Source organism: Acinetobacter sp. TW_SC_4, from assembly GCF_054861205.1.
In genome coordinates, this window is sequence record NZ_CM142174.1 from 1,366,645 (window position 1) to 1,380,730 (window position 14,086).

The window sequence follows — 14,086 nt, forward strand, 5'->3', positions numbered from 1 at the left end:
TTTACCTTAAATTAGTTTGAGTTTGACCAATCGTCGAGTTTAGTGCCTTTAAGGGCAGCATCAATATGTTGATTCATGCGCAGAGCAGCAAATGCATCACTATGTATTTTAAGCTGTTCTACTGCAGATTCAATGGCTTTGATATCTGTACCTTGTAGCTCGGACTCAAGTCGTGCTTGCGCAACAGTCAGTTCTGCCAATTGCTGTTCATTCATCAATTGAGCATCTACTTTCAGTGCCTGAACCAGTGCTTCAAGTTCACGTTGTGCTTCCACCTTGGTTTCCTGCAGATGACGAAGATTTTTATCTTCTTCAGCAAACTGATAACCTTCTAACAGCAGACGTTCAGTATCTTCACTCGACAGACCATAAGATGGTTTGATATCGATTTGTGCAGTCACACCTGAAGTCATTTCTTTGGCAGAAACGGTTAACAGGCCATCTGCATCCACTTGGAAAGTCACTTCAATGCGTGCTTGACCTGCAGTCATTGGAGGAATACCATGCAGTACAAAACGGCCTAAGCTACGACAATGTTCTACCAGATCACGTTCACCTTGAACTACATGGATCAACATCGCGGTCTGACCATCTTGATAGGTGGTAAATTCTTGACGGCGTGCCACAGGAATCGCAGTATTACGTGAAATCAGACGTTCTACCAGACCACCCATGGTTTCAAGACCCAGAGACAATGGTGTTACGTCTAATAATAATGAACCGTCGGTTGAATTACCAATCAATTGATTCGCAGTAATCGAGGCACCAATTGCAACTACTTCATCTGGATTGATGGTACATAGAGGTTCTTGGTTGAACACTTCACGCACTGCTTTCTGAACGGCATAGGAGCGGGTAGAACCACCTACCAGAACCACGTTTTGAATATCATCCAGTTCCAGTTTGGCATCACGCATGACACGCTTACATACACTGATGGTTTTATCCAAGGCAACCTTGATGATTTCTTCAAAGGTTGGACGATCTAAAGTCAGGCTTTGGTCAAGCAGCTTTAATTCAACTGAGTCAGCATCAGATAATGCTTCTTTAGCTTTACGCGCAGCAGTAATGAAATGCGCATATTCAGCATCATCTAGGGTTTCGATATTAAGCTGTTTTTTAGCCCATTTTAAAATCAGACGATCCAGGTCATCACCACCCAGGGCAGTATGGCCGCCAGTCGCTAATACTTCGAACACACCTTGAGAGAAACGCAGAATTGAAACGTCAAAGGTACCGCCACCCAGGTCATAAATCACATAGTTGCGATCTGTGCTCAAGTTGGTTTCCTGATCCAATCCATAAGCTACCGCAGCAGCCGTTGGTTCATTCAGTAAACGCAGGACGTTTAAACCAGCCAGTTGCGCAGCATCGCGTGTTGCCTGACGCTGTGCTTCATCGAAATATGCAGGAACCGTAATCACGGTACCATTAATCTCATTTTTTAAGCTGGCTTCAGCACGTTCTTTAAGCTGCTTTAAAATTTCCGCAGAAATCTCAACTGGCGTTTTACGGCCTTGCGCAGTTTCAAATGCCGGCATTTCATTCGCTTCGCCCACCAAGGCATAAGGATGCTGGAATTTAATATCTGCTTGGGAGCGACCCATAAAACGTTTTACGGATACAATCGTATTTTTAGGATCGGTGGTAATAAAAGGTTTGGCATCATCGCCATATTCAGTGCTTTGTGCTGCATAATGAACGATAGAAGGAAGTAACACACGACCTTGTTCATCTTTGAGTACTTTGGCTTGACCTGAAAGAACCGTGGCAACCAAAGAGTGGGTGGTGCCTAAATCGATACCAATCGCAATGCGGTGTTCATGTGGTGCACTTGATTGACCTGGTTCTGCAATCTGCAAGAGAGCCATAGTGTTACATCCTTTGCACGTTAAAATTAAATAGAAAAATTAAAATTCATCATCAAGATCAAAGCTGTCATCATCCAGGAAACGGTCTTCCGCTTTGTCGATGTCCGCCATGACTTTAACAAAGAAACGCAGTTTACGCACGGTATCGCGAGCTTCACCCCAGTCTTCATCTTCATAGTCGATTTTGAACTCACGAACCAGACCATCAATCCATTGCTGAACTTCAACTTTCAGAGAAGAAAGATCTTCAGCAGATGAGGCTTCATCTAATTGCTCGCGAATTTCCAGCGCATCCTGAAGAAATTCAAAATCGCTAATAGACTGATCCAGATGATAGTCCTGTTTTTTTAAAGACAGTAAATAAGCTGCACGGCTATCAACCGCTGACAAAGCCTTGAATGCTTGGTTGATCTCGCTTGATTTAATCAAAGCCTGATCTTTATCTTCAGCTTTATCGGGGTGATATTGTTGCTGCAACTTTAAAAATTCTGCTTTTAAAGTGGCTAAATCAATATCGAGTGCTACAGGAAGATTGAACAACTCAAAATGATTCATGGGAGATAGAGTCCGCGATTAATATGCAAAAATGATTAAGCTTGATGACAATTAAAATAACTGCCTAAATGCAATTAAAACAGTGTATTTCACACTGTTTTAATGCTGAAAAAAGAGAATTATTGTTGCAATCAGACAGTGAATGACTCACCACAACCACATTCGCCTTTTTTATTTGGGTTATTAAATTCGAAGCCTTCGTTCAAGCCGTTTTTCACGTAGTCCATTTCTAGACCTTCGAGATAAACCAGACTTTTTGGGTCTACGAAAACTTTAACACCAAACTGTTCAAAGACTTGGTCATGAGTATCGACTTCGTCAACAAACTCAAGAACATAAGCAAGACCAGAACAGCCTGAAGTTTTCACACCAACACGAATGCCTTCACCCTTACCGCGACTTTTGAGGTAATTGCTGATATGAGTTGCTGCATTTTCAGTTAAGTGGATCATGAAAACTCCGTGAATCTTTCTTCAAAAAACGAATGATTAAGCTTTAGACTTCTTGTTACGGTAGTCTTCAACAGCCGCTTTAATTGCATCTTCAGCCAATACAGAGCAGTGCACTTTTACTGGTGGAAGAGCCAATTCATTTGCGATATCAATGTTTTTGATCGCTTGTGCCTGGTCTAAGGTTTTACCTTTTAACCATTCAGTCACTAATGAACTTGATGCAATTGCAGAACCGCAACCATAAGTTTTAAAACGTGCTTCTTCAATCACGCCTTCATCATTAACCTGGATCTGTAAACGCATTACGTCACCACAAGCAGGTGCACCGACCATACCAGTACCAACGTTTTCTGCATTTTTGTCTAAAACACCAACGTTACGTGGGTTTTCGTAATGATCAATTACTTTTTCGCTATAAGCCATGTTGCTTCTCCAAAACTCGGGGTCAGCCTTAATATAAATATGGGGATTAAAAATTTTTTATCAATAAGATAGCGGTATAAATACAGCTATCTCAGAGTCAAAAATTAGTGCTCAGCCCATTCAACTGTAGAAAGGTCGATACCTTCTTTGTACATATCCCAAAGCGGAGAAAGTTCACGTAATTTCTCAACAGCAGCTTTAGTGATATTTAAAACGTGATCGATATCTTCTTCAGTGGTGTACTTACCAAAGCTGAAGCGGATCGAACTGTGTGCAAGCTCATCAGAAAGACCTAATGCACGAAGTACATAAGATGGTTCAAGTGTTGCAGATGTACATGCTGAACCTGAAGATACCGCTGCATCTTTCAGTGCCATCATCAATGATTCACCTTCAACAAAGTTGAAACTTATGTTTAAGTAGTTTGCAACGTTTTGAGTTTGGTGACCGTTCAGGAATACCTGTTCAAGACCTTGTAAGCCATTCCAAAGCTTGTCACGAAGGACACGTAAACGAGCTTGTTCAGACTGGAGATTCTTGCCTGCAAGTTCAAATGCTTCACCCATACCAACGATCTGGTGAGTTGCAAGAGTACCAGAACGCATACCACGTTCATGACCGCCACCATGCATTTGTGCTTTTAGACGTACACGTGGTGAACGACGTACGAACAGGGCACCAATACCTTTAGGACCATAGATTTTATGTGCAGAGAAGCTCATCAAATCGACTTTCAATTGAGAAAGATCAATTTCAACTTTACCCGCAGCCTGTGCAGCATCGACGTGGAAGAAAATCTTTTTCGCACGGGTGATTTCACCAATCGCAGCAACATCAGTTGTCGTGCCGATTTCGTTGTTTACCATCATCAGAGAAACAAGAATGGTGTCTGGACGAATCGCTGCTTCAACCATTTTTGGGGTAATTAAGCCAGTTTTTGGTTGCGGCTCAAGATAAGTAATCTCAAAACCTTCAGACTCTAGCTCACGACATGTATCCAAAATTGCTTTATGTTCAATTTTAGAAGTAATGATGTGTTTGCCTTTAGATGCATAGAATTGAGCTACACCTTTCAATGCAAGGTTGTCAGATTCTGTTGCACCTGAAGTCCATACGATTTCACGCGGATCAGCTTTTACTAAATTCGCCACTTGTTCACGGGCGTATTCAACTTTTTCTTCCGCTTGCCAGCCATAAGCATGTGAACGAGATGCTGCATTACCGAAGGTGCCTTCGAAAGTTAAGCATTCCATCATACGTTCTGCAACTTGAGGATCTACCGGAGTTGTTGCTGCATAGTCAAGATAAATCGGACGTTTCATGTCAAATACCTGTAACCGATAAAAGGGCTGAATCAATGTTTGCTGAATTTTGGCGTAATGACACGGTTTGTACGTTGTCACGGGCTACAAGGTCAGCAAGGGTGATTTTTGCGAGATAATCGGCAATGTGGTGGGAGAGTTCTTGCCATAAATCATGAGTCAAGCACATCGCGCCATTTTGGCAGTTGCCTTTATGGTCACAGCGAGTCGCATCAACTGTTTCGTTTACAGCTTCAATAATTGCTAACACAGTAATTTCATCTGCGCTGCGTGCTAAATGGTATCCACCATTGGCACCGCGAACACTCGAAACTAGACCATGACGTTTTAGTTTCGCAAATAACTGCTCGAGATAGGCAACAGAAATAGTTTGACGTGCTGCAATTTCAGCAAGCGTGATCGTTTGTTCAGATGGCTGCAAAGCTAAATCAAGTAGAGCAGTCACTGCGTAGCGACCGCGAGTGGTTAGGCGCATGATTCGATACACATGGTTAGACTAGATGTGTAGATTTTATGAATCCCGACTAAATTAGTCAAGTTATTTTTGTGAATGGCGAGCGTATTTAATTTTCTGAAATTGAAAGAATTACGCGTTGATCCAATTATACACTAATAATGCAATCAAAAGTAATGTGATTATACTAAAGGCCATATTGATCTGCTTTTGACGGCGTTCCATACGTTTAATGCGGTTGCGATACTGTTTAACTTCAACTTGCAGGCTATTAATTTTAGAACGTTGATCTTCAATTTTCTTTAATAAAGGCGCAATACGTTTTCTTGATGAAACAATATCGGTCTCATCTGCTGGTGGTTCAGATAACCAGTGTTTCCAGTCGGACAATACTTTAGGTAAGGCAAATAAAGTCAGTAAATCCCGGAACTCGTCTTTTAAAACCTGATTGCCGTCAATACGCATCGCACGAATGCTTCTGCGATTGCCAAAGATAAAAATTTTAATCAGATCCATTAAAGTGGTACGAACATCCAGATCAATAACTCTGCCTGGTGCTTTATAGTCAAATAACAGCCCGTCTTTGGTAAACTGAACATAGAAATCAAAATATGGAATATAACTATTGATTTTTATTGTGATATTCTCATCTACAAACTTCTTCGCCTGAAGTGCAACAACACGGTCATGTTTGAGAATAAACGTGAATATTGTTTCTAAAACGATCAAAGTCATCGTAAGCAACAAATGTGGTTGATTTTGACTTTGTTGCGATTCACTCATATATACAACCAATCCTTACCTGAAAATTAAAATGAAAAAGCATCCTGCTGAGTAAAAGATTTCAGGGTTAAATCAAATTAGACTTGAAATAAAGTGCTTTGTAGAACAGTTTAGCAAATCTATCAAGCCCTAAATTTGCTATTATGCGGTGATTTTGTAGATAATTTTATGATATTTGCATAGAGAATAAGCAGGAGTCGTGTACATGGATAAAACAAAAACGACACAAGATACAGATCAGGAATTGATTGAAAAACCAGTGAAGAGTAAGTCAAAGTCTGCTTCCGAGCGACGTTCGATGCTGGACTTTCGCAAATATACCAAGCAGATCTGGTTAGCTGGCCTTGGGGCATTTTCCCGGGCGGAGGAAGAAGGCAATAAACTGTTTGACTCGCTGGTCAAGGTCGGAGAAGAGCTGGAATCCAAAACAGTCGATATTGCAGATCAAACTGTGGAAAAAGTCTCCGAAAAAGCACGTGAATCTGTGACAGATACCAAAGATAAGGTTGAAAAATTGATCGACAACTCTGTTCATCATTCCTTGAATCGTATAGGATTAGTAACACTGAAGGATGTACAACATCTGGAGCGTTTAATTCTTCAGTTGCATGCCAAGGTTGATGAATTGACCTTGCAGCAAGAAAAAATACAGAAAGAATTATCGGAAAAAATACACACAAAATGACTTTCTTCATAATTCAATGTTTTTTTCGCATATATTTTGAAAAAAAAGAGGTTTATAAGTATTGCGTTTATACCTAAAGCATTGCTATAAAGGCGTTATGGTAGTTTAAACAAATTCTTGGACCTTAAATAAACGATATTAAGAGGACGTAGTTTTCATGAATAAATCAGAATTAATTGATGCAATTGCAGAGAAAGGGGGATTATCTAAGGCTGACGCAGGTAAAGCTTTAGATGCTACAATTGCTTCTGTTACTGAAGCTTTAAAAGCGGGTGATACAGTAACTCTAGTTGGTTTCGGTACTTTCGGCGTTAAAGAGCGTGCTGCACGTACTGGCCGTAACCCACAAACTGGGGCTACTCTTGAAATTAAAGCAAGCAAAGTACCTAGCTTCAAAGCAGGTAAAGGCTTAAAAGACGCTGTTGCTTAAGCTGCTTCAATCCTAAAACGCGCCTTCTTTGGCGCGTTTTTTATTGATAGATTTAATTGTTTTGATTAACACATTCATTCAATGGGTTTTTTCGGTTAAAATCCTCTGCAAATAAAATATTGGAATACTTATGGAATCTTTTCGTAAAGTTATTAAGGGTTGGTTGGGCAAGGTCTTGCTCGTTCTGTTTTTAACCCCTTTAGCGCTTGTAGGTATTGAAGGATATTTTAGCGGCGGGAATTCTGATGCAGCAAAATCAGTCAATGGAACTGATATCTCTAAACAAGAATTAGAGTCACTGACAAAATCATTCAAACAACAATACTTAAGTTATGCCAATGGTGATGAAACCTTATTAAATCAAAGCTTCATCGATCAAAAAGCGATGGATACCCTAATTGCGCGTACCTTGCTTTTGCAACAGGCAGAAAAACTGGGAATTAGCCTGAGTGACCAGCAGATCGCACAAATGATTTCACAGCAGCCTTCTTTCCAGGAGAATGGCAAATTTTCCAATGCTTTATATGAAAATTATCTGAAATCAATTGGCATGACCAACAATGCTTTAGTAGAAAGTTTACGTAAAGACCATGCACTGAAAATGCTGTCTTCTACTTTTATGGATTATCCACTGGTCAGTCCGGTAGAAATGCAGCAAATTGCAGATCTGCAAACTGAACAGCGTCATATTCATATCGCTAGCGTGAATCTGGACAGCTATAAAAAAGCAGTAAAAGTATCAGAAGCTGATATTGCAACATATTATGAAAAGCACAAATCCCAGTTCAAGCAACCAACTAGCGTTGATGTGGATTATGTGGTGATCAAGGCGAGCAATATTGATACTGCCAATGTAGCGGTTAGTGATGCAGAATTGCAGGAAGCCTATAATAAATTTGTGGCTGACCAGAAGCAGAATGTGAAACCAGAGGTTAAACATATTCTGGTGACTGCTGATAGTCGTAGCGATGCTGAAGCCAAAAAACTGGCAAACGAAATTGCAGCTAAAATCAAAGCCGGTACCACTTTTACACAAGCAGCAGCTCAATACTCTGAAGATCCTGAATCTAAATCTAAAGGCGGTGCTATTGCTGTGTATGAAAAAGGCGTGTTCGGTACTACTTTTGATCAGACTGTTGCATCTTTAAAATCTGGTCAAGTTTCAGCGCCTGTTAAAACAGATTATGGCTACCATATTATTTCAGTCCAATTGCCTGATGTGGCAGTTCCATCTTTTGAGTCTCAAAAAGCACGTTTATCTGAAGAAGTATTGGCAGCAAAAAAATCTAATGCATTCTCTGATACGGTAAACAGTCTGAATGACATGGTCGTAAGTGCGGACTCGCTGGATGTTGTTGCTCAGGAAGTGAAGGGTGTTCAAGTTCAGAAAGCAAATGGTGTGACCCTTGCGACACGTGATCCATTGCTAAGTAATGCGGCTGTCAAAGTTAAACTATTTAATGATGACGTGAAAAATGGCGACCGTAATGCATCGTCAAGCATTCAGTTAGCCAATGGTGATGTGGCTTGGGTAAAAGTTCGCAATTATCATGCAGCGGGTGAGCAGACACTGGCAGAAGCTAAACCAGCAGTAAAAGCGAAACTGATTCAAGATAAAGCATTTGCTGCGGCTAAAGCTGAAGTGCAAACTGCATTAAATGAGTTTAAAACCAAGCCTGCAGCATCAGTTGCGAAAGGTAAACTGGTATTTGAAGATGCAGGCATCTATACACGCGCAGAAGGTCTGCTTAAGCGTGATGTACAACGTGCAGCATTTAGCGTACCAGCGCCTAAAGCAGGTCACTGGTCAGTAACGACAGCAAATATGCCAAATGAATTGGTTGTTGTGGCAGTTTCTGAAGTGAAGAAAAATCCGATCGATGTTTTAAGTGCAGAGCAACGTAGTGAACTGGTGAAATTATATCAACAGCTTCGTGGTCAACAAGAATTTGATGACTATACGCGTTACTTAAAATCTCACGCAAAAATCAAATAAGATCCGATTGTAAAAAACCAGCCTGAGGGCTGGTTTTTTATTATTCTGAGTAGTGAAATAAATCATATCGAAAATAAAAAAGAGAGCATATAGCTTTCTTTTAAAATCCGGCTATTTTATTCCGCTCTAAAAATCAGCTCATAACCTGTATATTTTCGGATATTAATCACGCCAGTATCTAGAATCAGATATTGACCTTTAATTCCTTGTAATTTGCCTCGGATCACTGGAGTTTTGTCCAGATTGTGAGATTTGATTTTGTCTGGATATTGCTCTACCGGATAAATGAACTCACGCGGTAATTCCTTGTCCAGTACTTCAATATTCTCATTAAACTGCAAATTCTGATTAAACTCTTCACGAATGGTTTGGATTTTTGGTGCAAATTCTTCAATCAGCTGATCGCGAACTTCAATCAGATTTAAAGGTTCCGCTTCGCCTTTGAGTAATTTACGCCAGTCAGTTTTATCTGCGACTTGGGTGCCAAACATCACTTCCAGTTTACCGGAAAGCCGGCGAGAACCCACTTTCATGATAGGAAGCGCCTGAGTTGCACCTTGATCCAGCCAACGAGTCGGCATTTGATTGATACGGGTAATTCCGACTTTCAATGCACTGGAATTGGCCAGATAAACAATATGTGGCTGGAAGCAGACATTCTGTGCAAATTCATCTTCCCGGCAGGTACCTAAATGATAATGGCAGGTTTCCGGTTTCATGATGCACATATCACATGAAGCTTTAGTTTTAAAACATTTAAAACAGTGGCCTTGTGAGAATGATTTAGAAGTTTTTTTGCCGCAAGAAACACAATAGATATTTCCTGTCCATTCAATCTCGATTTCCTGACCTAACTGAAATGGAAGGTTAATTTCTGATCCATCTAATATTAATTTATATTCAACATTTGCCCGCTGGGTATTTTGATCAGTTACACTAAGGTCTGTAAGACCGACGTGCATTTTATGGCAAATGCCCTGAAGTTCCATAAAAAATTACTCACTTAAATCATAAGGATGCAGTCATGGCTGAACAGAATGTCATCACTTCAATGCTAGACGATTTCGCTAAGGAACAGCCAATTCATACTGCTATTTGTATCGGGCAGGATTTGACCCAATCTCAATTTCAGCAATCTATTCAATGGCACTATTTTAACGTATCTGAGGTTTTAAATCTGCCTTTTCAACAGCGTTATGACCTGGCAATAGTGATGCTGGATACTCCTGAAACCTTAGCATTGTCAGAACAGCAGAAGAGTCAAATTCTGGTTAAAATGCGTGATTTATTTGCAAAACGTCTGGTTGTGGTGAGTCGCTTGCAGGATGAGAAACTGCTCAGGTCTCTGGGTTTGACCCAGCTGATTGACAAGACAGTTCATGGGGTAGATTTTGCACTCTGGCAATTCAATATTTTGACTTATAAACATGTGCCAGACTGGTTTAACTCTAAATTCTGGGCTAACCCTGAAAATTGGGATAAATATCGCTGGTAAAACTGGAGGGCTGATAAGGTCTTATATCAATATTGCAAATATTAACAAAATCCTGCATGGAAAATAGGAGTCAAGACTCTATTCTGTAGAGAAGTCGTATACAGGAATGAGTTATGACCAATCTTAGTAGTATTGTGGAAATGCTGGCCAAGCAAGCCTTGGGAAATAACCAGTCGCAATCCCAGCAGCGTTCATCCCAGCAAGGGGGATTGGCAGATATTCTTGGATCAGTATTGGGTCATATCAATAATGCCAGTCAGCAAAACCAGAATCCAAATCAGCAGCATCAAAACTCACAACAGCAAAACAAGCAAAATGGTCTAGGCGCAATTTTAGGTTCTGTACTCAGTCAGCTCGGAGGTGGGAGTCAATCTTCCGCTCGACCGAGTTCTGGACTTGGTGGCAGTTCAACGACAAAGACTTTATTGATTGCTGTCTTGCCTCTGGTCTTGGCCTGGATTCAGAAACAGGGCGGTTTGCAAGGAGCCTTGGACAAACTCAAAGGACAAGGTTTAAATAGCCAGGTCGATGACTGGGTCTCTACTGGCCCGGGTGAAAATGCCAATCTTGATCCGCAGCAGGTACAAAACCTGTTTGATGACCAGGAAGTAGAACAGGTCGCAGAACAGACCCATGTGCCTAAACAGGATGTCTATAGCGCCATTTCTCAGGTCTTGCCGCAGATTATTGATTCACTGACACCACAAGGTGAGCAAACCAGCAAGCAGGAAGCCAATAATGATATTCAGAATGTATTGAATATGGTCTCAGGCTTGTTTAAAAAATAAATCTATCTATCCAATAAAAAATCCCGACTTTTAGCCGGGATTTTTTCTATTGAATTCTTTAAGCTTCTTCCAGATTCAAACTAAAGAGTCGGTTGGATTTACAGATCTTCTTGGCCACATAATGCGATTTTCTAAGACGGATTAAAATAATCTGAGACTGAAATTCCAGTTCGCCAAATTCAGGTTCGACCTGAACATAGTGCAACTGACCATACTCATCCCGAACTCGCGCTTGGGCAGAAAACCCGGGTCGGGCATTACCGCTCGAAATTGTGGCTAAACGGCCTAACAGGTTTACATCATTCTTTTTATATTTAGGTGGAATGACCTGATCCAGACAATGAATCATAAATACGGTAAAGAAAATCGCAATGATCAATGCCGGTAGAATGATGTAATAGGCAGGTAAGAAATGATATTCCTGTGAATAGATCAGAAACTGAAGCAAATAGCCGGCAAAGCTAAAATTCATCAAGAAGAAAAAAACAATCAGGGTTTTGGAAAATTTAACATTTAGCCATTCAACATTCTGAAAGTCATATGGGGAAATGCGTTTCAGGAGTTGACTGGGTTTAAGCTTAAAATAGAAGGCAACTGTTTTTGCCATACCAAGCAGAATGATGAACAATAAACTGAGATGAAATGGCATCAGGTTATAGTCAAGTAAAAACTCAGGCATGGCAAAATCCGTTTTAGCTATTATTCTGAAAGATAAATTCCACCATCAGAATGCACGGTAATATCAACTTTTTCAAGTGATTGACCTTGGCAAGGTCCAGAAATACATTCACCGCTTTCTACTACGAACAGCGCACCATGAGTAGAGCATTCAATAAACTCCTGATCACGGTCCAGAAACTGGTTTTCCAGAAATTCCAGTTCTACCTGTAAATGTGGACAAATATTCTGGTAAGCATAAAACGAACCATCACGCTGGGTGATAAAAATTGTATCCCCATTTGGAAGTTCGAAAGAGCGCGCTTCACGCTCTGGAATATCGTCAGTCATGCAAATTTTTAACATTAAGCACATTCCTTAAGAACATCTTTTAATAATGCTGTGTATTCTGAAACAGCCAGACGTGGACCAAATTGCGCTACCACTTGACTAGACACTAAAATTGCCAGTTCTGCTGCTGTTTTTAAACCAAGACCTGCGTTAAGTGCATATAAAAAAGCACCCGCAAAAGCATCGCCAGCACCATTGGCATCCACTGCAGTTACAGCACGGCCCGGTACAGTAAAGGTTTCACTATTATTGGAAATAAGCGCACCATCAGCTGACATTGTAATGACAACGTATTGACTTAATTTCTTGAGTTTAGCTAGAGCTGCTTCGATGGTATCTGTTTCGGTATACATCAATGCTTCTTGCTGGTTGCAGAACAAGAGATCAACGCCATCTGCAATCATTTCATCCAGACCGGCACGAGCATATTGCACCATGGCAGGATCAGAAAGGGTAAATGCGATTTTAACCCCATTGGCTTTGGCAATTTCACGCGCCTGTTTTACGGCCTGACGCGCTGTTTCTGAAGTGGATAGATAGCCTTCGATATAGAGCCATTTAGCGGTTGTTAATGGCTGGAAATCAATCTGTTTATCTGTGAGTTCAGCAGTAATACCTAAATAGGTATGCATGGTACGTTCAGAATCTGAGCTGACCAGAACCATACAGGTGCCAGTTACACCTTCGCTGATCGATTGGGTTGTAGTTTTAATGCCAGCTTCATTTAAGCCATGCAGATAGATATGCCCCAGATCATCATCACCGACACGGCAGGCATAGAATGCAGAGCCGCCCAAAGCTGCAAATGCAACCGTAGTATTAGCTGCTGAACCGCCTGAAGCCTGACCTTTATAGGTTTGAGTTGCTTTTAAATTTTGATACAGAGTAGCCTGAGCTTCACCATCCGCAAGTTGCATGGTGCCTTTTTGCAAGTGATGTGCAGTTAAAAACTCATCAGAAACTTTAAATTCCTGGTCAATCAGCGCATTGCCAATCGCAAAAAGGTCAACAGTAGACATATTCAAATATCACATTAAAAATGAAAGTGCTAAGTTTACACGATTGCTCGGGTTTGCTGTAGTTCACTGAAACATTTTCAGAATACTTTAAAAAATACTCTAACTTATTCAGCTTGAATCTTTGGTCTAAGAATTGGTTTATTTTTAAACGGTGGAGAGTACAGGCATTGATTTAAAGGTTGGATTTTATTTATAAGATTAGAGTACCAAGCAGTTATACTGGTGCGACATTTGAACAATCATCTAACACAGTGTGGGTATATGGATATTAAGATTGTAACAGCCGAGCAACTCCCTGATCAGATTGACACTCTAGCGACACTGGCGCGTAAAGAAGGTTATGACCTGATTGATAAGTTAATTGAAGAATACCGCACTGGAAAAAACTGTTTCAGTCAAACTAATGAATTTCTGGCCTGTGCCTATGATGGCAATAAACTGATTGCCTGTGGCGGATTAAACCAGCAATGGGGTGATAACGGCATTGAAGAACGGATTGGACGGGTACGTCGTTTCTATGTGCATCCAAAATATCGTCAACATGGTGTAGGTAAGCAGCTTCTGGCTTATCTGGAGCAGTTGGCACGACCATTTTATTCAGCACTTTGTTTACAGACCGATACCAAACTGGCCGCCAGTTTCTATCAAAAACAGAACTATGTCTTTGTTGAAAACCACCCGAGTTATAACTATTTCAAGTATATGGTCTAGAGATCATTGCCAAACCTGATCATTTAAAAATCAGATGATCAGGTTTACTTAATTCGATCAAAATCCTCGGTTTTCTGCGTGAATAATTCAAACA

The 14,086-nt window shown here is 40.6% G+C and carries 17 protein-coding genes; 6 read left to right on the forward strand and 11 right to left on the reverse strand.

What is annotated here, in order from left to right:
* Nucleotides 1–11 precede the first annotated feature (11 nt).
* From hscA to ACWM1W_RS06495, 7 genes are all read right to left on the reverse strand, one after another.
* Entirely contained in the window at nucleotides 12–1,871 is a 1,860-nt protein-coding gene (hscA, locus tag ACWM1W_RS06465; RefSeq protein ID WP_034170341.1) for a Fe-S protein assembly chaperone HscA, read from the reverse strand.
* Nucleotides 1,872–1,910: 39 nt separating this feature from the next.
* Nucleotides 1,911–2,426: a Fe-S protein assembly co-chaperone HscB gene (gene hscB / locus ACWM1W_RS06470; protein WP_004786065.1), complete on the reverse strand. Its 516-nt coding sequence runs from the start codon at nucleotides 2,424–2,426 to the stop codon at nucleotides 1,911–1,913.
* 131 nt (nucleotides 2,427–2,557) lie between these two features.
* Nucleotides 2,558–2,878 (reverse strand): iron-sulfur cluster assembly protein IscA, encoded by a 321-nt coding sequence (gene iscA / locus ACWM1W_RS06475; protein WP_004786063.1) that lies wholly within the window; start codon nucleotides 2,876–2,878, stop codon nucleotides 2,558–2,560.
* Between the two features lie 36 nt (nucleotides 2,879–2,914).
* On the reverse strand, nucleotides 2,915–3,301 hold the full coding sequence (gene iscU / locus ACWM1W_RS06480) for a Fe-S cluster assembly scaffold IscU (protein ID WP_004786061.1): 387 nt from the start codon (nucleotides 3,299–3,301) through the stop codon (nucleotides 2,915–2,917).
* A gap of 104 nt (nucleotides 3,302–3,405) precedes the next feature.
* Complete coding sequence (locus ACWM1W_RS06485) at nucleotides 3,406–4,623, reverse strand: IscS subfamily cysteine desulfurase (RefSeq protein WP_375725692.1); 1,218 nt, start codon at nucleotides 4,621–4,623, stop codon at nucleotides 3,406–3,408.
* A 1-nt stretch (nucleotide 4,624) separates the two neighbouring features.
* On the reverse strand, nucleotides 4,625–5,098 hold the full coding sequence (locus ACWM1W_RS06490) for an Rrf2 family transcriptional regulator (RefSeq protein WP_004786058.1): 474 nt from the start codon (nucleotides 5,096–5,098) through the stop codon (nucleotides 4,625–4,627).
* Nucleotides 5,099–5,209: 111 nt separating this feature from the next.
* On the reverse strand, nucleotides 5,210–5,860 hold the full coding sequence (locus ACWM1W_RS06495) for a hypothetical protein (protein WP_375725693.1): 651 nt from the start codon (nucleotides 5,858–5,860) through the stop codon (nucleotides 5,210–5,212).
* A 205-nt stretch (nucleotides 5,861–6,065) separates the two neighbouring features.
* Here ACWM1W_RS06495 and ACWM1W_RS06500 point away from each other — a divergent pair, with 205 nt between their 5' ends.
* From ACWM1W_RS06500 to ACWM1W_RS06510, 3 genes are all read left to right on the forward strand, one after another.
* A complete protein-coding gene (locus ACWM1W_RS06500) occupies nucleotides 6,066–6,545 on the forward strand; it encodes a phasin family protein (RefSeq protein ID WP_034170344.1) in 480 nt (159 codons plus the stop codon).
* 157 nt (nucleotides 6,546–6,702) lie between these two features.
* Nucleotides 6,703–6,975, forward strand: a complete 273-nt coding sequence (locus ACWM1W_RS06505) for an HU family DNA-binding protein (protein WP_004786051.1) — start codon at nucleotides 6,703–6,705, stop codon at nucleotides 6,973–6,975.
* A gap of 130 nt (nucleotides 6,976–7,105) precedes the next feature.
* Nucleotides 7,106–8,971, forward strand: coding sequence for a SurA N-terminal domain-containing protein (locus tag ACWM1W_RS06510; RefSeq protein WP_005235368.1), 1,866 nt, complete (start codon nucleotides 7,106–7,108; stop codon nucleotides 8,969–8,971).
* Nucleotides 8,972–9,087: 116 nt separating this feature from the next.
* Here the strand turns inward: ACWM1W_RS06510 and ACWM1W_RS06515 are convergent, their stop codons facing one another.
* On the reverse strand, nucleotides 9,088–9,960 hold the full coding sequence (locus tag ACWM1W_RS06515) for a DUF2797 domain-containing protein (RefSeq protein WP_034170346.1): 873 nt from the start codon (nucleotides 9,958–9,960) through the stop codon (nucleotides 9,088–9,090).
* 35 nt (nucleotides 9,961–9,995) lie between these two features.
* On the opposite strand from ACWM1W_RS06515, the gene ACWM1W_RS06520 reads away from it, so the two are divergent.
* Together ACWM1W_RS06520 and ACWM1W_RS06525 are read left to right on the forward strand one after the other, a co-directional pair.
* Nucleotides 9,996–10,466, forward strand: a complete 471-nt coding sequence (locus ACWM1W_RS06520) for a DUF6231 family protein (protein ID WP_005235370.1) — start codon at nucleotides 9,996–9,998, stop codon at nucleotides 10,464–10,466.
* 113 nt (nucleotides 10,467–10,579) lie between these two features.
* Nucleotides 10,580–11,254, forward strand: a complete 675-nt coding sequence (locus ACWM1W_RS06525) for a YidB family protein (protein WP_005235371.1) — start codon at nucleotides 10,580–10,582, stop codon at nucleotides 11,252–11,254.
* A 58-nt stretch (nucleotides 11,255–11,312) separates the two neighbouring features.
* Here the strand turns inward: ACWM1W_RS06525 and ACWM1W_RS06530 are convergent, their stop codons facing one another.
* The 3 genes from ACWM1W_RS06530 to ACWM1W_RS06540 are packed head-to-tail and all read right to left on the reverse strand — an operon-like array spanning nucleotide 11,313 to nucleotide 13,281.
* Nucleotides 11,313–11,933, reverse strand: a complete 621-nt coding sequence (locus ACWM1W_RS06530) for an OB-fold-containig protein (protein ID WP_005235372.1) — start codon at nucleotides 11,931–11,933, stop codon at nucleotides 11,313–11,315.
* A 20-nt stretch (nucleotides 11,934–11,953) separates the two neighbouring features.
* The gene (locus ACWM1W_RS06535) at nucleotides 11,954–12,262 is read right to left on the reverse strand and encodes a Rieske (2Fe-2S) protein (protein WP_373684488.1); all 309 of its coding nucleotides are present in this window, start codon (nucleotides 12,260–12,262) and stop codon (nucleotides 11,954–11,956) included.
* A gap of 14 nt (nucleotides 12,263–12,276) precedes the next feature.
* The gene (locus tag ACWM1W_RS06540; RefSeq protein WP_375725695.1) at nucleotides 12,277–13,281 is read right to left on the reverse strand and encodes an adenosine kinase; all 1,005 of its coding nucleotides are present in this window, start codon (nucleotides 13,279–13,281) and stop codon (nucleotides 12,277–12,279) included.
* A gap of 261 nt (nucleotides 13,282–13,542) precedes the next feature.
* Between ACWM1W_RS06540 and ACWM1W_RS06545 the strand changes: the two genes are divergently transcribed.
* Nucleotides 13,543–13,992: a GNAT family N-acetyltransferase gene (locus tag ACWM1W_RS06545; protein WP_375725696.1), complete on the forward strand. Its 450-nt coding sequence runs from the start codon at nucleotides 13,543–13,545 to the stop codon at nucleotides 13,990–13,992.
* Nucleotides 13,993–14,086: the final 94 nt, after the last annotated feature.